This window comes from Sideroxydans sp., assembly GCF_054604835.1.
Window position 1 is genome coordinate 41,625 of the sequence record NZ_JBTSFG010000004.1, and the last position, 17,855, is coordinate 59,479.

Here is a 17,855-nt window from a genome sequence, read left to right on the forward strand (position 1 = left end):
GCGCGGCATACCGCCGCGCCCACTCTCAGAAGACGTTCAGATGATCCAATTGCTGCAAGATAATCCTGCATTGTTCGTGACTGTTTGCGGCCTGCTGGGCCTGATGGTCGGCAGTTTTCTCAACGTCGTCATACACCGTCTGCCCAAGATGATGGAACGCGAGTGGCATGCGCAATGCGCCGAACTATCCGGCGAATCGATTCCGGAAAGTGCACCCTACAACCTGATCGTGCCGCGCTCCGCCTGTCCGCATTGCCAACACGCCATCGGTGCAATGGAGAACATCCCTGTCCTTAGTTATCTGATGCTGCGGGGGAGATGCAAGGGATGCGAGGCACACATCTCGGCACGCTACCCTATCGTCGAGATTCTAAGCGGAATACTTTCTGCATATGCCGCCTGGCACTTCGGCTTCGGCCTCGCGACCGGCGCGGCCCTGATCATGATCTGGGCACTCATCGCGCTCACCTTCATCGACTTCGATACCCAGTTGCTACCAGACGCCATCACTCTGCCCTTGCTCTGGCTGGGACTGCTGCTCAATATCAATGACACTTTCACCTCACTCACCAATGCGGTCGTTGGCGCTGTAGCCGGCTATCTTGTGTTGTGGAGCGTGTACTGGCTGTTCAAACTGGTGACCGGCAAGGAAGGCATGGGCTACGGCGACTTCAAACTGCTGGCTGCCATAGGCGCATGGCTGGGCTGGACCATGTTGCCATTGACCATCCTGCTGTCCTCACTGGTCGGTGCCGTGGTCGGCATCGCCCTGATCGTCATCGCGAAACAAGGCCGCAACATCCCTATCCCCTTCGGCCCTTATCTGGCCGGAGGCGGCCTGATCGCATTATTCTGGGGCCAACCCTTGACCCAAAGCTACCTGCAACTGCTGTCAGCGCCGTGAACACCTGTTACGGCTTGACTGGCGGCATAGGCAGTGGAAAGAGCACCGTTGCCAAACTGCTTGAAGAGCTTGGAGCGCGCATCGTCGATACCGACGAGATATCCCACAGATTGACCGACGCGAACGGCTTGGCATTACCAGCCATTCAACAAGTGTTCGGTGACACTTACCTCGACAAGGATGGCGCGCTCGATCGCGCCAAGATGAGAGCACTGGTGTTCTCCGACATGGATGCCAAGCAAAGACTGCAAGCCATCCTGCACCCCTTGATCCTGGAGCAGGCCAAGTCTGACGCGCGCTCACCGACCGAGGCCCCATATACTTTGGTCGTCGTACCGTTGCTGTTCGAAAGCGCACGCTATCGCGATTGGCTGAACGGTGTGATCGTCGTGGATTGCCCTGCAGAACAGCAGGTCGCCCGCACCTTGCAGCGCAGCGCACTGGATGAATCGATGGTGCGCGCGATCATGGCACAGCAGATGGACCGAGCCAGTCGGCTACAACATGCGGATGAGGCCATCCTGAACGACGGCAGTCTGGAACAACTCAAAGAACGTGTAGCCGAATTGCATAAGCGTCTGGCAGAACGCTGAAAAGCATTTGACGATATCCGGCTCGGCCTATAATCTTTCGCCCAAAGTACACCGCCTCAAACATCCGAAAAGTGATCAGCTACGAATTCCCGTTGAACGAACGTGTGCGCACCCTGTTGCGCCTGGAGGATCTGTTCTCGCGCATCCATCGCTTCATCTCGCGCGAAGACTGCGAAGATCATCACGCGGCGCTCGCGGTGTTATTCGAGATACTTGAAGTCGCCAGCCGTGCTGACCTGAAATCCGATCTCTTGCAGGAACTGGAGCGCCAGAGAAAGTCGCTCAATACCTTGCATAACAATCCTGCCATATCCGAAGATGCGCTGGATGCCATCCTGAACGAGATAGAAGCCGACTGTAGCCGACTGCTGGAGATATCAGGCAAGATCGGCCAGCATTTGCGTGACAACGAATGGCTGATGGGCATCAAGCAGCGCGCGGTCATTCCAGGAGGCGTGTGCGAGTTCGATCTTCCCTCGTATCACTACTGGCAGAATCAATCCGTGCAAAAGCGCCGCAGCGATCTGGACAGCTGGCTGGCACCATTGCTGCCGCTCAAGGATGGTATCGACATCATGCTCAAACTGTTGCGCGAGAGCGGCCGCCATCATCGCTTCACCGCCCACAACGGCACTTTCCAGCAGATGCAGGGCGGTAAAGTCGCGCAATTGCTGTGCGTCACGCTGGATAGCGAACTGCCCTGCATCCCCGAGATCAGCGCCAACAAGTACGCGCTGAACATCCGCTTCATCTCAGCCAACTTCAGCGCCAAGACCACACTCTACGAACACGACGTGGATTTCAGCCTGGTCTTTTGTTCTTTGCAATGAGCAAGCCGCTCATCGTCACTTGCCCGACATGCGGCAAAGAACATGCATGGGACACAAGTAACCGCTTCCGCCCCTTTTGCAGCGAGCGATGCCGTCTTATCGATCTGGGAAAATGGGCCAACGAAGAATACCGCGTCGAGCAACGCGAAAGGGATGCAGGCGATCAGGATCCCCAAGCCTGACGCAGTAGCGCGATGCCATGGGCGCCGTGCTCCCATGCAGACTGCATATCATCCTGTTTCAAACCACCCAAGGCATACACCGGGATCGTTGTTTCAGCTGCTATCGCCGCGAACTTATCCCACCCCAGATGCACCGCCCCCGGATGCGACTGTGTCGGCAACACCGGCGACAGCAAAGCGAAGTCGCAACCCAGCATCTCTGCACGGCGCAATTCTTCGATGCCGTGGCATGAGGCCGCACACCAATCCACGTCCGGGCGCTGCGGTAACGACGCCAGCTGAGCCGAGGTCAGTTGCACACCGTCCGCTCCCACCTCTTGCACCAGCGCCACATCGCCATTGAGCAACACCTTTGCACCGCAGGAGTGTGCAAGTGCCACCACCTGCTGTGCCAGGGAATGCAACGCTGCGCCTGACAGGTTCTTTTCACGCAACTGAACGAGCTTCAAGCCTTCATCCAGTCTGGCCTGAAGGCTCGCCATGAATGCCGCCACGCCAAGCTCGGCAACATTGCTGATGGCATAAAAAGCAGGCAGCTCCAGCGCACGCAAGATCGGTGCATTCGCCGGCAGGATCGGGGCGACGTTCGTCGCCCCCGGATGCAGCCATGCGAACTGCTGGCCCTCATGCGGATGCAACTCGCCCGTCCATGCTGTCACGCGAAAGAAACTCAGGCGCACGGTCGCGTGCGGATAGGTGAACACACGGGTGAGCCAGGGATAGGCGGTCTGCACGGTGATACCGAGTTCCTCGTACAGCTCGCGCACCAATGCATGATGTGCAGTCTCTCCGGCCTCCACCTTGCCACCGGGGAATTCCCAGTAGCCTGACCATATCTTGTCCGAAGGACGTTGTGCAAGGAGAAAACTGCCATCGGGACGCTGCAGGACCGCAGCGGAGACTTCTACGAACTTATCTTTTGACATGCTGCCCGCACCAGTCGCGCGCGAATTGCCCCGCCACCCGGCCGCTGCGCGAACCGCGCATCAATGACCACTGCAGCGCAGCAGTGCGCACCTCATCAGACATGATCTGCCTCCATCCATGATGCTTCAACCAATGGGCTGCCACCGCCAGATACTCTTCCTGGGAGAACGGGTAGAAGGACACCCACAGACCGAAACGCTCGGACAGCGAGACCTTTTCCTCCACACTTTCCGCGGGGTGAACTTCATCACCCGCATATCTAGTGGCGAGGTTGTCCTGCATGGAGTCGGGCATCAAGTGGCGGCGATTGGAGGTCGCGTAGATGAGCAGGTTGTCGGAGAACGCAACCAGATCTCCGTCCAGCGCCGCCTTGAGCGACTGGTAACCGGGTTCGTCGGTATTGAAGGAGAGATCGTCGCAATACAGGATGAAGCGCTCGGCGCGCCCCTGAACCAGAGCGACGATGTACGACAAGTCGATCAGCCCCTGTTTGTCGATCTGGATGACACGCAGGCCTTGCCCCGCATATTCGTTCAACAGGGCTTTTACGAGAGAGGATTTTCCCGTGCCGCGCGCGCCAGACAACAGCACGTTGTTCGCCGTGCCACCGCGCACGAATTGCTGCGTGTTCTGTTGGATGCGTTGTTTCTGCTCGTCTATGCCGAGCAGGTCGGAAAGCACGATACGCTGGAAATTCAAAACGGGATGTAACGTGCGTTGCTGGTGGTCCCAGCGGAATGCGGCGGCAGATTGCCAATCGGGCGCTTGCGGCTGTGCGCCGGGCAGGATATTTTCCAGGCGAACTAGCAAGCCTTCGGCACGGGAGAGAAACTTGTCCAACTTATCCATAGAACACTTCCCCCGTGCGGGAGCTGCAAATCAACTTCTGTAGCTCGCGTTGATCTTCACGTAATCGTAAGAGAAGTCGCACGTCCACAGCGTCGCATCAACCGCCCCGCGGTTCAGCACCACGCGAATGGTAATGTCGCTCTGCTGCATCACGCGTGCACCATCCTCTTCCTGGTAGCTCGCGGCACGGCCACCGTTCTCAGCCACCAGCACGTCATCAAGATAGAGTTTCAATGTCGCGACATTGAGATCACCCACGCCCGCGTAGCCGATCGCGGCGAGGATGCGCCCGAGGTTGGGATCGGAAGCGAAGAATGCCGTTTTAACCAAAGGAGAGTGTGCAATGGCGTAGCCGATCTTTTTGCACTCGGCTTCGTCCTTACCACCTTCGACCTTGATGGTGATGAATTTGGTCGCGCCTTCGCCGTCGCGCACGATCGCCTGGGCCAACACAGTGGCCACATCGGTGATGACAGCCTGCATCGCCGCGCGTTCACTAGCGGCGATCTGCGCACCGCTCTTGCCGGTCGCGATCAGCATCAATGCGTCGTTGGTGGATGTATCGCCGTCCACAGTGATGCAATTGAAAGACTTGTTCGCGGCATCACGCACCATCTCTTGCAGCAAAGGCTGCTCGATCACGGCATCGGTCGCGATGTAGCCCAGCATGGTCGCCATGTTGGGGTGGATCATGCCGGAGCCTTTGGAGATGCCCGTGACAGTGACGGTTCTGCCGCCGATCTGTACCTGACGAGACACAGCCTTGGCGACGATGTCGGTAGTCATGATGGCATGAGCGGCGTCATACCAGTTATCAACCTTGAGATCGGCGATGGCTTGCGGCATGCCGGCGACGATCTTGTCGACAGGCAGCGGTTCCATGATGACACCGGTGGAATAGGGCAGCACCTGCTCTGGAGCGCACCCCAGCAGCTTGGCCAGTTCGGCGCAGGTAGTGCGCGCGGCACTCATGCCCTGCTCGCCCGTTCCGGCGTTGGCATTGCCGGTGTTGACCACCAGCGCGCGGACGCCTCTGCCGACAGCGAGGTGTTCTTTCGCTACGGTGACCGGGGCGGCGCAGAAGCGGTTGGTGGTGAACACGCCGGCGACAGTCGCGCCGTCATCCAGCTTGATGACCAGCAGATCCTTGCGGTTGGCCCGCTTGATACCCGCTTCTGCGATACCCAAGGAAACGCCCGCAACGGGCAACAGTTGTGCCGCGACGGGCGTAGTGAGATTCACCGGCATGATGTTTTCAGAGGTGACGGCCGGTCTTGTACAGATAGTTGGTCATCTCGACCGACTGGGCGTTCATGCGGCGCACGATGCCATGGGTGTGGCGCACGATGCCGCGCATGACGTAATACACGATAGCGGGCTGGGTATTCAACAGCGACTCCAGCTTGCAGCGGTCAAGGATCAGTACCTGGCAATCGGTTTTAGCGGTGATGGTGGCACTGATCTGCGAAACATTACCGCCCACGAAAGTGATGATTCCGGCCAGATCGCCCGGCTGCAAAAGATGCAGCGTGGCCTGTTCGCTGCCGATGTTCGCGGTCGCTTCGACTTCACCGCTGGCCAGCATGACCAATGAATTCTTCAGCTTTTCCTCGCCCGGGCGCAGCAGACTCTCACCCGCCTTGAACTCGCGCACTTCGAACAACTGTCCCAGCGACTCTATCTCTGCATCGCGCAGTTCTTCCGTGAGTGTCGAGTTATGCAAAGTCTGCAGAATCATTTGATCTGTCACCATCTTTGGTCTCCCTAGATTTTTATTAATTCAGTTTGCCGTGGCACTGTTTGTATTTCTTGCCGGAACCGCAGGGGCACGGATCGTTCCTGCCGACTTTCTCGCCTCCCCGCACGAACGGCTTGTGCTCGGCATCCTCATTGCCACCCGATGCCAGCGCTTCCTCGTAGGCCGCGTGATGATACTGCACATTTTCGGGGGCGTGGGACACTTCAGCCGCCTGCACCGCCTCTTCGCTGCGTATCTGCACATTCATCAGTGTCTGGGTCACATCGCGCTTGATCCCATCCAGCATGGCCGAGAACAGCTCAAAGGCCTCACGCTTGTATTCCTGCTTGGGGTTCTTCTGCGCATAACCGCGCAGATGGATGCCCTGGCGCAGATGATCCAGCGAAGCCAGATGCTCACGCCAGTGCTGATCCACAGCCTGCAACATCACGATGCGCTCGTAGCCATGCATCACCTCGGCACTGACTTGATCGACCTTGGCCTGATACTGCCGACTTGCCGCCTCGGCGACGCGCACAGCCAGGCCTTCGGCATCCAGTTGCTTGTCCTGCTCCATCCACTCCACAACGGGGAGATGCAACTGGAATTCGGCGGCCAGCGCCTTTTCCAGTCCGGGCACATCCCATTGTTCTTCCATGCTGCCGGGAGGCAGATGAAGTTCTACCAGTTCACGTAATACGCCGCCGCGCATGGCAGCCACCGTCTCGGTGATATCCGTACTCTCAAGCAACTCGGCACGCTGCTGATAGATCACTTTGCGCTGGTCGTTGGCAACATCGTCGTATTCCAGGATCTGTTTACGCATATCGAAGTTGCGGGCTTCAACCTTGCGTTGCGCGTTCTCGATGGCGCGCGTCACCCAGACATGCTCGATGGCTTCGCCTTCCGGCAACTTGAACCTGTTCATGATCGCCGCCACACGGTCGGAGGCGAAGATACGCAGCAAGGAGTCTTCCAGCGACAGATAGAAGCGACTCGATCCTGGATCGCCCTGCCGGCCGGAACGTCCACGCAGCTGGTTGTCTACCCGGCGCGACTCGTGTCGTTCAGTGCCGATGATGTGCAGGCCGCCGCTGGCCAATACCTGTTCATGCACCGGCTGCCATTCGGTACGCAACTGCGCCACGCGCTGTTCGCGGGTCTCGGCATCCAGACTCTCGTCCATACGCACCAACTCGATCGGCTTTTCGACATTACCGCCCAGCACGATGTCGGTACCGCGACCGGCCATGTTGGTGGCGATGGTGATCATGCCGGGACGCCCCGCCTGCGCGACGATCTCCGCCTCGCGTGCATGCTGCTTGGCGTTCAACACTTGGTGAGGCAACCCGGCCTTCTCCATCAGGCCGGACAACAACTCGGAAGTCTCGATGGATGTGGTACCCACCAGCACCGGTTGCCCGCGCTTGTGACAGTCGCGCACATCTTCGATGACGGCGGCATACTTTTCCTTGGCGGTCAGATACACCTTATCCATCAGATCCTGACGCACGGTCGGGCGGTGCGGCGGCACGATGACCGTCTCCAGGCTGTAGATGGACTGGAACTCGAACGCCTCAGTATCGGCCGTGCCGGTCATGCCCGACAAGCGGTTGTACATGCGGAAATAGTTCTGGAAAGTGATGGAGGCCAGCGTCTGGTTCTCCTTCTGGATCGCCACGCCTTCCTTGGCCTCCACCGCCTGATGCAGACCGTCGGACCAGCGGCGACCCGCCATCAGGCGCCCGGTGAATTCGTCGACGATCACCACCTCGCCATCCTGGATCACGTAATGCTGGTCCAGATGGAACAGATTGTGCGCACGCAAAGCCGCGTAGAGGTGATGGATCAGTGTGATGTTCGCGGGGTCATACAAGCTGCCGCCTTCCGGCAGCAATCCCGCTTGGGACAGCAACTGCTCGGCATGCTCATGCCCAGCCTCGCTCAACAGGATCTGGTGGCTCTTCTCATCCACACTGTAATCGCCGGGTGCCTCGTCGTCAGCCTGACGAACCAGCTTGGGTGCCAATGCATTGACCCGCACATAGATGTCGACATTGTCTTCCGCCTGTCCGGAGATGATCAGCGGGGTACGTGCCTCATCGATCAGGATGGAGTCCACCTCGTCCACGATGGCGAAGTTCAGTCCGTGCTGAAAGCGGTCTTCGGCACGCGCGGCCATGTTGTCGCGCAGGTAGTCGAAACCGAACTCGTTATTGGTTCCGTAAGTGATGTCCGAACTGTAGGCGGCCAGCTTGTCACCGTGATCCATATTGGACAGGATGACACCTACAGACAGGCCGAGGAATCGATACAGCCGCCCCATCCACTCCGCGTCGCGCGAGGCCAGATAGTCGTTCACTGTCACCACATGCACGCCCTTGCCTGACAAGGCATTCAGATAGGCAGGCAGGGTCGCCATCAAGGTCTTGCCTTCACCGGTGCGCATCTCGGCGATCTTGCCGTAATGCAGCACCATACCGCCGATCAACTGGACATCGAAATGGCGCATCTGCAGCACGCGTCTACTGCCTTCGCGCACCACAGCGAACGCTTCCGGCAGCAGTGCGTCCAGTGTCTCGCCTTTGCCCACGCGTTGTTTGAACTCGGCGGTCTTGGCTTGCAACGCCTCATCAGACAGCGCCTGGATCGAAGGCTCCAGCGCGTTGATGCGCGCGACAGTCTGGCGATATTGTTTGAGCAAACGGTCGTTGCGGCTACCGAAGACGGATTTCAACAATTTGGAGATCATGCTTGTATTTTCTGTGACGATTGTTGCGAACAAATAAAAAAGGGTGAGGTACCCACCTCACCCCTGCCATAAAGAGACATGCTTCAACTGGCTGCTTTTTCCAGGAAGCGCACCGGATTCTGTGCCGCCCCCCTGTATCTCACTTCGAAATGCAGGTGATTGCCTGTAGAACGCCCGGTGCTGCCGACTCTTGCGATCTCGTGCCCGCGGCGTACGACCTCGCCGACCTTGACCAGCAGCATGGATGCATGTGCATAGCGGGTGATGATCTGGTTACCGTGATCAATCTCGACCATATTACCATATTGGGGATGCAAGCCCGCGAACACCACGACACCGCCGGCCGAGGCATACACTGGCGTACCCGCCGGCACCATATAGTCCACCCCTTCATGCATCGCGTTCTTGCCGGTGAAGGGATCGATGCGCCAACCGAAGTTGGAGGAATACCAGCTCACCGTGATCGGCGCCACCGATGGCAACATCTTCTTGTCCAGCTTGTCCTGCTGCAGCAAGGTCTCCAACGCGACCAGCTTGTCGCTTCTATCCCCCAGCAGCGAATTCAGATCGTCCATCTGCCGCATCATGGTTTCCAGTGAGATATCCTGCTGCGGGGGAACGGTCAGCAATGGACCGCCCTGTGCAGGCTTCTGTCCGAAGGAGAACTCCTGCGGCTTCATACCGCTCAGCTTGGCCAAACGCGCACCCAGACCATCGAGACGCTGCAATTGCGCCTGCATCTGGCCCAGACGCACCGCCATCGCATCCAGACTCTGGCGCATGAACAGTTCCTGCTTGCGCAGTTCCTCGTCCTGCGCACTGGCCAGCCAGCCGCGCAACTCATTACTGATGGTGCCGGACTGGAAACGTACGATGGCGTATTGCGCCATCAACACGGCAGCGACAAACAGGCCCAGCGCCACTAAAGCAGCCAGCGTCATATGCGTACCGGTCAGCGTCAGGCTGCGTGCTTTTGCAGAACTGTTCGAAACTAGAATAATATTCATGCATACACTCCCTACGAGATTCCAAAACGACTGTGCCCAACCGCCTGAATGACTTTCTGGACTCCGATCCAAAACTGAAGCAACTTGCACTAGCAGCACGCCAGCTCGTGTGGCTGCAGCATCAATATCGGTCCATCGCGCCGCCTTCTTTAGTCCAAGGTAGCCGTGTGTTGCGGTTTGAAAACAATCATCTGACTCTGGCTGCCGACAATGGCGCGATCGCCAGCAAACTCAAACAACTCGCCCCTCAATTGATTTCTTCATTTCGAACAAGGGGATGCGAGGTTACTGGAATTCAAACTCAGGTGCAAGTGAACGCCAATCCGCCGCCGGCGCCTTTGCCGGCGAGAGAAGTGGGGGAACAAGGTCGTGTTGCTCTGGATGAGCTGGCGCACGATCTGCCGGAAGGTGGGCTGAGATCAGCCATTGAACGTCTGGCCCACAAAAGACGCTAAACAAAGACGCGCCAAGCGACCAACCCGAAGCGCTCCAGCGCGTACAGCACCGCAAATACCAGCAGCAAAAACAGCAGAAAACGCACGATATGGCTGATTAAAGTCAGGTATCGCAGGTCTCGCGTGAACAGATAGGCCAGACCCGAGACAGCCAACAACAGCGCCGACAGCAACAAAACCAGTCGGATCAGCATACCGGCCCCGGATCAGACCGGCTGCAGTTGCAGGCGCAAAAAGTCCGGCGCCTCTTCGGCCTTGGTGAATGTGACGAATTCCCATGCCGTCTCGTCCGCCAGCAAGGCGCGACAGAGGGCGTTGTTCAATGCGTGTCCGGATTTGTAGCCGGAAAAAGCCCCAATCAGCGGGTGACCCAGCAGGTACAGATCGCCGATGGCGTCCAGCACCTTGTGCTTGACGAACTCATCCTCGAAACGCAATCCATCCGGATTGATCACACGGTACTCGTCCATCACGATGGCATTGTCCAGATTGCCGCCCAATGCCAAGCCCTGCGCGCGCATGTTCTCCACATCCTGCATGAAGCCGAAGGTACGTGCCCGGCTGACTTCCTTTATATAGGAATGCTCGCCCAGGTCGACCACGACGTTCTGCTTGGTATTGGCGAATACCGGATGGGCGAAATTGATGGTAAAGCTCAGCTTGTAGCCGTTGAACGGCTCGAAACGCACCCACTTATCCCCGTCTTTTACTTCGACAGTCTTTTTGATACGGATGAATTTCTTGGGGGCATCCTGCTCGACGATGCCGGCCGATTGCAGCAGGAAGATAAAAGTACCCGCACTTCCGTCCATGATCGGCAACTCTGGGCTGGTCAGTTCGACGATGGCGTTATCGATACCCAAACCGGCCAAGGCCGACATCAAGTGTTCGACCGTCGCCACGCGTGCACCCTTCGCCTCCAGACAGGTAGACAGGCGCGTGTCATGCACCGCATGTGCTTCGGCACGGATGTCCGACGACTGCGGCAGATCCACGCGGCGGAACACGATGCCGCTGTCGACGGCTGCGGGACGCAAGGTCAGATAGACCTTCTCGCCGGTATGCAAGCCGACACCGGTCGCTTCGACCACCGTCTTCAATGTGCGCTGTTTGACCATTCCTGTTTTCCCGACTGATACGCTGACGAGTTTAGCACAGGCCGCAGCAACGGCCCGCCCCTGCCCCACCGGCGATCACGTCTTGCTCAGTCCGCCTGTTTACGCAGGAAAGACGGGATATCCAGCGTCTCGACACCGGACTGTTTCATCGCCTCCACTGCCTCGCGATGACGTCCGCTGCGCATCACTGCCGGCATGTCCAACTCGCTGAAATCGACCATGGGCGCATCATGCGTACCGGTACGCAACTGGGCCTGCGGTACCAGCACCGGTCTTGTCTGCGGCTTGCGGATCTCGCCCAAGCCGGTCGCAACGATGGTCACGCGCAGTTCATCGCCCATGTTCTCGTCGAACACGGAGCCGACGATCACTGTCGCTTCGGAAGCCGCGAACTGGAAGCAGTTCATCACTTCATGGAACTCCTCCAGCGTGATCTCGCTGCTAGACGTCACGTTGACCAGAACACCGCGCGCACCGGTCAGATCCACATCCTCCAGCAGCGGGCTGGCGATGGCTTGCTCTGCCGCACGTTGCGCACGGTTCTCACCAGACGCCGCAGCAGACCCCATCATCGCCATACCGTTCTCGGACATCACTGTGCATACGTCGGCAAAGTCCACGTTAATCATGCCCGGCACATTGATTACTTCCGCGATGCCGGCCACCGCGCCATGCAGCACCCCATTGGACGCCTTGTAGGCTGCCGGCATGGTCGTCTTGCCGCCGAGGACTTCCATCAGCTTTGCATTCGGCACGATGATCAGTGAATCGACATAGGCCGCCAATTCTTCGATGCCCTGCTGTGCGATTGCCATACGTTTGCCTTCGAACACGAACGGTTTGGTGACGACTGCCACGGTCAGGATGCCCATCTCCTTGGCCACCTGCGCCACGATAGGTGCGGCACCGGTACCCGTGCCGCCGCCCATGCCGGCGGTGATGAACACCATGTTCGCTCCGCTGATGATCTCAGCGATGCGCTCGCGGTCTTCTTCCGCTGCGGCCTGGCCGATCTGCGGCTTGGCACCTGCTCCCAGACCCTTGGTCAGCGCCGATCCGATCTGCAACTGCACGCGTGCTTTGCTGCGTTTTAATGCCTGCGCATCGGTATTGATGGTTATGAACTCGACCCCTTGCACCCCCTGTTCGATCATGTGATCGACCGCATTGCCGCCGCAGCCGCCCACGCCCACCACCTTGATCACCGCGCCTTGCGGTTGTGCATCCAACAGTTCGAAAGCCATCATTTTTCTCCTTAAAGTTGATAACAAATAATTAATACAAACCCGACCGATCTCACAGCACGCCTACTGCTAGAAGTTCCCCTTGAACCAATCCTTCATCTTTCCCAGCACATCCTTGAACGACCCCGTTCCCACTCTCGACACCTCCTCGCGCTGGTGACGCTCCAGTCCGTACACCAGCAGACCGACGCCGGTCGCATACCGCGGCGTCTTCACTACAGCCGACAGTCCGCCGATGTTGCGCGGCAGCCCCAAGCGCACCGGCAGATGGAATATCTCCTCGCCCAACTCGACCATGCCCTGCATGGCAGCGCTGCCGCCGGTGATGACGATGCCGGAGGACAGCAGGTCTTCGAAGCCGCTGCGACGGATCTCCGTCTGCACCAGTGAATAGAGCTCCTCCACGCGCGGCTCGATCACTTCCGCCAGTGTCTGGCGCGACAACATGCGCGCACTACGCTCGCCCACACCCGGCACTTCGATCGGCGCATCGTTCGCCAGCTGACGCAAGGCACAGCCGTACTTGATCTTGATGTCCTCCGCGTCCTTGGTCGGAGTGCGCAGGGCCATCGCGATATCGTTGGTGATCTGGTCGCCCGCGATGGGGATCACCGCCGTGTGACGGATCGCACCGCCGGTGAAGATCGCCACATCGGTGGTACCACCGCCGATATCCACCAGACACACGCCCAGTTCCCGCTCGTCGTCAGCCAACACAGCTTTGCTCGACGCCAGCGGCTGCAGGATCATGTCTTCCACTTCCAGCCCGCAACGGTGGATGCACTTGAGGATGTTCTGCACCGCCGATACCGCGCCGGTCACGATGTGAATCTCCACTTCCAGACGCAGACCGCTCATACCCATCGGCTTCTTGATGCCGCTCTGCCCGTCGATGCTGAACTCCTGCTCCAGGATGTGCAGGATCTGCTGATCGCCCGGCAGACTGATCGAACTCGCGGTCTCGATGGCGCGCAACACATCGGTCTGCGCCACTTCCTTGTCCTTGATCTTGATCATGCCGTGCGCATTCGAGCTGCGGATGTGGCCCCCGGCGATACCGGTGTAGACCTGCCGGATCTTGCAGTCCGCCATCAGTTCCGCTTCCTGCAGTGCCTGCTGGATTGCGCCCACCGTGGCATCGATGTTCACCACCATGCCTTTTTTCATGCCGGATGATTGATGCATGCCTGCACCGATCACCTCCAGCGTTCCCTCCGCCGTCACCTCGGCCACGATGCACGCGATCTTCGACGTACCGATGTCCAGACCCACGATCAAACTCTTGCTCTCTTTGCTCATCACCTTCTCCTGACTACCCTTATGCCGCGCCTAGCGGCGGCTGCACAGCAAATCCATTGCGATAGCGCAGATCGATACGGCGCGCGTTCGGCACGCGCACCGCCACGCTGTATGGAAAGACTTTGACGAAACGCGCCAACCGTTCGCGCATCGCTTCGCGTCCCAGCGCGAGCTCCATGCCATCGTCCAGTTTTACCTGCCAGCTCATGCGCGGCGACAGGTCCAATCGCACGATATGTCTTTGCATAGGCAGCAACTCCTGCTCCAACTCGCCATACATGCGCGCCACCACCAAGGAGTTCTCCTGCTCGCCGGAGAACTCGGGCAATGCTTCATCGCTCTTCGCCTCGAACAACTCACCATAGGTGTTCACTAGCGCGGTCTTGTTCCAGCGTGCCAACGCAATGTGTTCCTCGATCTCCACTTCCAGTTGCCAAGGGAATTTGCGCCGCACGCTCACCGACCGCACCCATGGCAACTGCTGGAATGCAGCACGCGTCTCGGCCAGATCGACCGTGAAAAAATTGCCGCGCACCTGCTCGCGCACCACCTCCTCCAGTTGGGCGACATCAACCTGTTGCGGCGTTGCAGTCAGCACCACCGCGCGCAGAGAGAACGCCGGCAACTGCGCCACGTAGCGCAACATGCCGTACACCATCAGCAGCAGGCTGAAGCCGAACAGCACGTTGGCGATACCGCGCAGCAGATGAGCGTTATCCCACATGCGCGCCCTCCAATATCTGCACCACCAGTTGCTCGAAGCCAATACCCGCCTGGCGCGCTGCCATCGGCACCAGGCTGTGGTCGGTCATGCCGGGCGCGGTATTCACTTCCAGCAGGTACATCTTGCCGTCCTCGCCGCGCAGGAAGTCCACACGCCCCCAGCCCTGACCGCCGATCAGCTGGAAACCCAGTTGCGCCATGTGCTGCATCTCGGCTTCCTGCTCCGCATCCAATCCGCATGGACACAGGTAGCGTGTGTCGTCGCGCAGATACTTCGCTTCGTAATCGTAGAATTCGTTCGCCGGTTCGATCTTGATCGCCGGCAACGCCTTGCCGTTCAGGATCGCCACCGTATATTCACCGCCGCTCATAAAACTCTCGGCGATCACCACCTTGTCGTGCTTGGCCGCCTCGGCGTAGGCAGCGGGCAATGCATCCACCGTCTTGACCTTGATCACGCCGACACTGGAACCTTCGCTGGCGGGTTTCACAAACAACGGCAGATCGAGATGCTCCGCCACTGCGTTCCAATCGGTCGGTGCGGTCAGCGCCTCGTATTCCGGGATCGGCAATCCGGCCGCCTGCCAGATCATTTTGCTGCGCCACTTGTCCATGCCGATTGCCGAAGCCATCACGCCGCTGCCGGTGTACGGGATACCCATCAGCTCCAGCGCGCCCTGTACCGTGCCGTCCTCGCCGCCCCGTCCATGCAGCATGACGAATACGCGATCGAACTTCTCAGCCTTCAATTCCGACAACTCACGCTCGGCCGGGTCGAAGGCATGCGCATCCACCCCGCTGCGCTGCAAAGCAGCCAGCACCGCCGCACCGCTCTTCAGCGACACTTCGCGCTCGGCCGAACGGCCGCCCAACAACACCGCCACTTTTCCGAATCTATTCACTTGACGCTCTCTCCAACGATCTTCACTTCCGGATGCAAGTTGATGCCCGTCTTCTGCAGCACCGTCACTTGCACTTCACCAATCAGATTCTCGATATCCGCCGCGCTTGCTCCGCCCGTGTTGACGATGAAGTTCGCATGCTTCTCGGACACCTGCGCACCGCCGATGCTTTTGCCTTTCAGCCCGCATCCCTCGATCAACTTCGCCGCATGCTCGCCCTGCGGGTTGCGGAACACGGAGCCCGCATTGGGCATCTGCAGGGGCTGGCTTGCGCTGCGCTTCTCCATCAGCGCCTTGATGTCCCGCTTCGCCGCCTCGACGTCGCCTTCGCCGAACTTCAGCCAGGCAGCAACGAAGAACTCCTCGTTCTGCTGCTTCAGTGTGACGTGGCGATAACCGATGTCATATTCCTGCGGCGTACGCTCGACCAACACTCCGCTGCGCGTCAACACCTGCACACGCTGCACCGCGCTCCAGGTCTCTCCGCCGTAGCAACCGGCGTTCATCGCTAGCATGCCGCCCAAAGTGCCGGGGATCCCGACAAAGAATTCCGCGCCACACAACTTGTTACTCGCCGCGAACCGCGCCAGCTTCGCCCCCGGCACGCCGGCCTGCGCGTAGATCGACCCATCTTCCATGCGCAGCTCGGTCAGCGCGCCCACCATCAGGAGCACCGTGCCGCGATATCCACCGTCGCGCACCAGCAGGTTGCTGCCCAATCCGACCGCCAGCAGCGGTTCGTCCGCCGGGATCTGCTGCAGGAAGACTTGCAGATCCGCCAGATCGGCCGGCTGGTACACGCGCTGCGCGACACCGCCCGCACGCCAGCTCACATGGCGCGACATCGGTTCGTCATGGAGTAACTCTCCACGCAGAACTTCCGTATTGAACTGTGTCGGCTCACTCATATTCATTTGCTGGTCAGTTTCACCACTTGGTTCGGCACACCGCCGATGGAACCTGCGCCCATGTTCAGCACCACATCGCCGTCCTGCGCCATCTGCATGATGGCCTGCGGCATGTCGGCGATGTTCTCCACGAACACCGCATTGGTCTGCCCCGCCACCCGCAAGGCATGCATCAGCGCACGACCGTCTGCCGCCACGATGGGCGCTTCGCCTGCCGCGTAGATATCTGCCAGCACCAGCGCATCCACACCCGACAGGACTTTGACGAAATCTTCGAACAGGTCGCGTGTGCGCGTGTAGCGATGCGGCTGGAAGGACAGCAGCAGACGTTTGTCCGGGAACGCGCCGCGCACCGCAGCGATGGTCGCTTTCATCTCCACCGGGTGGTGTCCATAGTCATCGATCAAGGTGAATGAGCCACCGGATGACAGGGCGATCTCGCCATAGCGTTGCATACGACGGCCCACGCCCTCGAACTCGGCCAGCGCATCGGCGATGGCTTGCGGTGCGACACCCACTTCAAGGCCGATGGCGATTGCCGCCAACGCGTTCAGCACGTTGTGCTCGCCCGCCAGATTGAGCGTGATGTCCATATCCAGCGGCTTGCCGTCGAACAGACATTTCTCGTCATGGCGGCACTGTGCGGTGAAGCGCATCCGACCGGCTTCATGTCGCACGTTCACCGCTCGGATCTGCGCTTCCTCACTCATGCCATAGGTGGTGATCGGCTTGCTGATGCGCGGCAATATCTCGCGCACGTTCGGATCATCCGCACACAACATGGCGCGACCATAGAAGGGCAAGCGCTCCAGGAAATCGACGAAGGCCTGCTTCAATCTGTTGAAGTCGTGACCATAGGTTTCCATATGGTCGGCATCAATGTTGGTGACCACGGCAAGGATAGGTGTCAAGTGCAGGAAGGACGCATCCGATTCATCCGCCTCCGCTACGATGAACTCGCCAGTACCTAGGCGCGCATTCGCCCCGCTGCTATTCAGGCGTCCGCCGATGACGAAGGTCGGATCGAAGCCGCCCTTGGCCAGCACACTGGTCACCAGCGACGTGGTGGTGGTCTTGCCGTGCGTGCCGGCGATGGCGATTCCCTGGCGCAGACGCATCAGTTCGGCCAGCATCACCGCGCGCGGTACCACCGGCACATGTTGTTCACGCGCGGCGATGACTTCCGGGTTGTCCGCCTTCACCGCCGTGGAGGTCACCACCGCATCCGCGTCGCGCAAGTGCGTGGCATCGTGTCCGATGCTGATGTTCGCGCCCAGATCACGCAAACGCATGATGACCGTGCTGTCCGCGATATCGGAACCGCTCACCTTGAATCCCAGGTTGAGCATCACCTCGGCGATACCGTTCATACCGGAACCGCCGATGCCCACAAAGTGGATGTTTTTGACTTTATGTTTCATATC

General features: G+C 59.2%; 19 protein-coding genes. 5 read left to right on the forward strand and 14 right to left on the reverse strand.

The window, feature by feature from the left end; translation table 11 throughout:
- The first annotated feature begins 40 nt into the window (after positions 1 to 40).
- From ACYCZ5_RS07675 to ACYCZ5_RS07690, 4 genes are all read left to right on the forward strand, one after another.
- Entirely contained in the window at positions 41 to 904 is an 864-nt protein-coding gene (locus ACYCZ5_RS07675) for a prepilin peptidase (RefSeq protein WP_461544208.1), read from the forward strand.
- The gene (coaE, locus tag ACYCZ5_RS07680; RefSeq protein ID WP_461544209.1) at positions 901 to 1,497 is read left to right on the forward strand and encodes a dephospho-CoA kinase; all 597 of its coding nucleotides are present in this window, start codon (positions 901 to 903) and stop codon (positions 1,495 to 1,497) included. The genes ACYCZ5_RS07675 and coaE overlap by 4 nt, the downstream gene beginning before the upstream one ends.
- Positions 1,498 to 1,568: 71 nt before the next feature.
- Positions 1,569 to 2,327 (forward strand): cell division protein ZapD, encoded by a 759-nt coding sequence (gene zapD / locus ACYCZ5_RS07685; protein ID WP_461544210.1) that lies wholly within the window; start codon positions 1,569 to 1,571, stop codon positions 2,325 to 2,327.
- On the forward strand, positions 2,324 to 2,509 hold the full coding sequence (locus ACYCZ5_RS07690) for a DNA gyrase inhibitor YacG (protein ID WP_461544211.1): 186 nt from the start codon (positions 2,324 to 2,326) through the stop codon (positions 2,507 to 2,509). Before zapD ends, ACYCZ5_RS07690 begins: the two co-directional genes overlap by 4 nt.
- Here the strand turns inward: ACYCZ5_RS07690 and ACYCZ5_RS07695 are convergent.
- From ACYCZ5_RS07695 to ACYCZ5_RS07720, 6 genes are all read right to left on the reverse strand, one after another.
- Positions 2,491 to 3,435 carry a Nudix family hydrolase gene (locus ACYCZ5_RS07695; RefSeq protein WP_461544212.1) on the reverse strand — a complete coding sequence of 315 codons (945 nt, stop codon included), beginning with the start codon at positions 3,433 to 3,435 and terminating at the stop codon, positions 2,491 to 2,493. The genes ACYCZ5_RS07690 and ACYCZ5_RS07695 overlap by 19 nt on opposite strands.
- A complete protein-coding gene (locus ACYCZ5_RS07700; RefSeq protein WP_461544213.1) occupies positions 3,422 to 4,285 on the reverse strand; it encodes an ATP-binding protein in 864 nt (287 codons plus the stop codon). Before ACYCZ5_RS07700 ends, ACYCZ5_RS07695 begins: the two co-directional genes overlap by 14 nt.
- Before the next feature lie 30 nt (positions 4,286 to 4,315).
- Positions 4,316 to 5,533, reverse strand: a complete 1,218-nt coding sequence (gene argJ, locus ACYCZ5_RS07705) for a bifunctional glutamate N-acetyltransferase/amino-acid acetyltransferase ArgJ (protein ID WP_461544214.1) — start codon at positions 5,531 to 5,533, stop codon at positions 4,316 to 4,318.
- 7 nt (positions 5,534 to 5,540) lie between these two features.
- Complete coding sequence (locus tag ACYCZ5_RS07710) at positions 5,541 to 6,038, reverse strand: Crp/Fnr family transcriptional regulator (protein WP_461544215.1); 498 nt, start codon at positions 6,036 to 6,038, stop codon at positions 5,541 to 5,543.
- A 22-nt stretch (positions 6,039 to 6,060) separates the two neighbouring features.
- Entirely contained in the window at positions 6,061 to 8,775 is a 2,715-nt protein-coding gene (gene secA / locus ACYCZ5_RS07715) for a preprotein translocase subunit SecA (RefSeq protein ID WP_461544216.1), read from the reverse strand.
- Positions 8,776 to 8,858: 83 nt separating this feature from the next.
- Positions 8,859 to 9,782 carry a M23 family metallopeptidase gene (locus ACYCZ5_RS07720; RefSeq protein ID WP_461544217.1) on the reverse strand — a complete coding sequence of 308 codons (924 nt, stop codon included), beginning with the start codon at positions 9,780 to 9,782 and terminating at the stop codon, positions 8,859 to 8,861.
- A gap of 32 nt (positions 9,783 to 9,814) precedes the next feature.
- Here ACYCZ5_RS07720 and ACYCZ5_RS07725 point away from each other — a divergent pair, with 32 nt between their 5' ends.
- The gene (locus ACYCZ5_RS07725; protein ID WP_461544218.1) at positions 9,815 to 10,237 is read left to right on the forward strand and encodes a DciA family protein; all 423 of its coding nucleotides are present in this window, start codon (positions 9,815 to 9,817) and stop codon (positions 10,235 to 10,237) included.
- Here the strand turns inward: ACYCZ5_RS07725 and ACYCZ5_RS07730 are convergent.
- The 8 genes from ACYCZ5_RS07730 to murC form a co-directional block, all read right to left on the reverse strand.
- Entirely contained in the window at positions 10,234 to 10,431 is a 198-nt protein-coding gene (locus ACYCZ5_RS07730) for a hypothetical protein (protein WP_461544219.1), read from the reverse strand. The genes ACYCZ5_RS07725 and ACYCZ5_RS07730 overlap by 4 nt on opposite strands.
- Before the next feature lie 12 nt (positions 10,432 to 10,443).
- Positions 10,444 to 11,355 carry a UDP-3-O-acyl-N-acetylglucosamine deacetylase gene (lpxC, locus tag ACYCZ5_RS07735; RefSeq protein ID WP_461544220.1) on the reverse strand — a complete coding sequence of 304 codons (912 nt, stop codon included), beginning with the start codon at positions 11,353 to 11,355 and terminating at the stop codon, positions 10,444 to 10,446.
- Positions 11,356 to 11,441: 86 nt separating this feature from the next.
- Positions 11,442 to 12,602, reverse strand: coding sequence for a cell division protein FtsZ (gene ftsZ / locus ACYCZ5_RS07740; protein ID WP_461544221.1), 1,161 nt, complete (start codon positions 12,600 to 12,602; stop codon positions 11,442 to 11,444).
- Between the two features lie 66 nt (positions 12,603 to 12,668).
- Positions 12,669 to 13,898, reverse strand: a complete 1,230-nt coding sequence (ftsA, locus tag ACYCZ5_RS07745; protein WP_461544222.1) for a cell division protein FtsA — start codon at positions 13,896 to 13,898, stop codon at positions 12,669 to 12,671.
- Between the two features lie 19 nt (positions 13,899 to 13,917).
- Positions 13,918 to 14,622 carry a cell division protein FtsQ/DivIB gene (locus ACYCZ5_RS07750; protein WP_461544223.1) on the reverse strand — a complete coding sequence of 235 codons (705 nt, stop codon included), beginning with the start codon at positions 14,620 to 14,622 and terminating at the stop codon, positions 13,918 to 13,920.
- The gene (locus ACYCZ5_RS07755) at positions 14,612 to 15,523 is read right to left on the reverse strand and encodes a D-alanine--D-alanine ligase (protein WP_461544224.1); all 912 of its coding nucleotides are present in this window, start codon (positions 15,521 to 15,523) and stop codon (positions 14,612 to 14,614) included. The genes ACYCZ5_RS07750 and ACYCZ5_RS07755 overlap by 11 nt, the downstream gene beginning before the upstream one ends.
- On the reverse strand, positions 15,520 to 16,437 hold the full coding sequence (gene murB, locus ACYCZ5_RS07760) for a UDP-N-acetylmuramate dehydrogenase (protein WP_461544225.1): 918 nt from the start codon (positions 16,435 to 16,437) through the stop codon (positions 15,520 to 15,522). The genes ACYCZ5_RS07755 and murB overlap by 4 nt, the downstream gene beginning before the upstream one ends.
- The gene (gene murC, locus ACYCZ5_RS07765; protein ID WP_461544226.1) at positions 16,434 to 17,852 is read right to left on the reverse strand and encodes a UDP-N-acetylmuramate--L-alanine ligase; all 1,419 of its coding nucleotides are present in this window, start codon (positions 17,850 to 17,852) and stop codon (positions 16,434 to 16,436) included. Before murC ends, murB begins: the two co-directional genes overlap by 4 nt.
- Positions 17,853 to 17,855 lie beyond the last annotated feature (3 nt).

Bases quoted from the DNA above. Each gene is read 5' to 3' on its own strand.
- ACYCZ5_RS07720 (WP_461544217.1), bottom strand. From the start codon at position 9,782: ATGAATATTATTCTAGTTTCGAACAGTTCTGCAAAAGCACGCAGCCTG.
- ACYCZ5_RS07750 (WP_461544223.1), bottom strand. From the start codon at position 14,622: ATGTGGGATAACGCTCATCTGCTGCGCGGTATCGCCAACGTGCTGTTC.
- ftsA (WP_461544222.1), bottom strand. From the start codon at position 13,898: ATGAGCAAAGAGAGCAAGAGTTTGATCGTGGGTCTGGACATCGGTACG.
- ACYCZ5_RS07710 (WP_461544215.1), bottom strand. From the start codon at position 6,038: ATGGTGACAGATCAAATGATTCTGCAGACTTTGCATAACTCGACACTC.
- ACYCZ5_RS07700 (WP_461544213.1), bottom strand. From the start codon at position 4,285: ATGGATAAGTTGGACAAGTTTCTCTCCCGTGCCGAAGGCTTGCTAGTT.
- ACYCZ5_RS07695 (WP_461544212.1), bottom strand. From the start codon at position 3,435: ATGTCAAAAGATAAGTTCGTAGAAGTCTCCGCTGCGGTCCTGCAGCGT.
- murB (WP_461544225.1), bottom strand. From the start codon at position 16,437: ATGAATATGAGTGAGCCGACACAGTTCAATACGGAAGTTCTGCGTGGA.
- argJ (WP_461544214.1), bottom strand. From the start codon at position 5,533: ATGCCGGTGAATCTCACTACGCCCGTCGCGGCACAACTGTTGCCCGTT.
- murC (WP_461544226.1), bottom strand. From the start codon at position 17,852: ATGAAACATAAAGTCAAAAACATCCACTTTGTGGGCATCGGCGGTTCC.
- secA (WP_461544216.1), bottom strand. From the start codon at position 8,775: ATGATCTCCAAATTGTTGAAATCCGTCTTCGGTAGCCGCAACGACCGT.
- ftsZ (WP_461544221.1), bottom strand. From the start codon at position 12,602: ATGATGGCTTTCGAACTGTTGGATGCACAACCGCAAGGCGCGGTGATC.
- ACYCZ5_RS07675 (WP_461544208.1), top strand. From the start codon at position 41: ATGATCCAATTGCTGCAAGATAATCCTGCATTGTTCGTGACTGTTTGC.
- ACYCZ5_RS07690 (WP_461544211.1), top strand. From the start codon at position 2,324: ATGAGCAAGCCGCTCATCGTCACTTGCCCGACATGCGGCAAAGAACAT.
- ACYCZ5_RS07730 (WP_461544219.1), bottom strand. From the start codon at position 10,431: ATGCTGATCCGACTGGTTTTGTTGCTGTCGGCGCTGTTGTTGGCTGTC.
- lpxC (WP_461544220.1), bottom strand. From the start codon at position 11,355: ATGGTCAAACAGCGCACATTGAAGACGGTGGTCGAAGCGACCGGTGTC.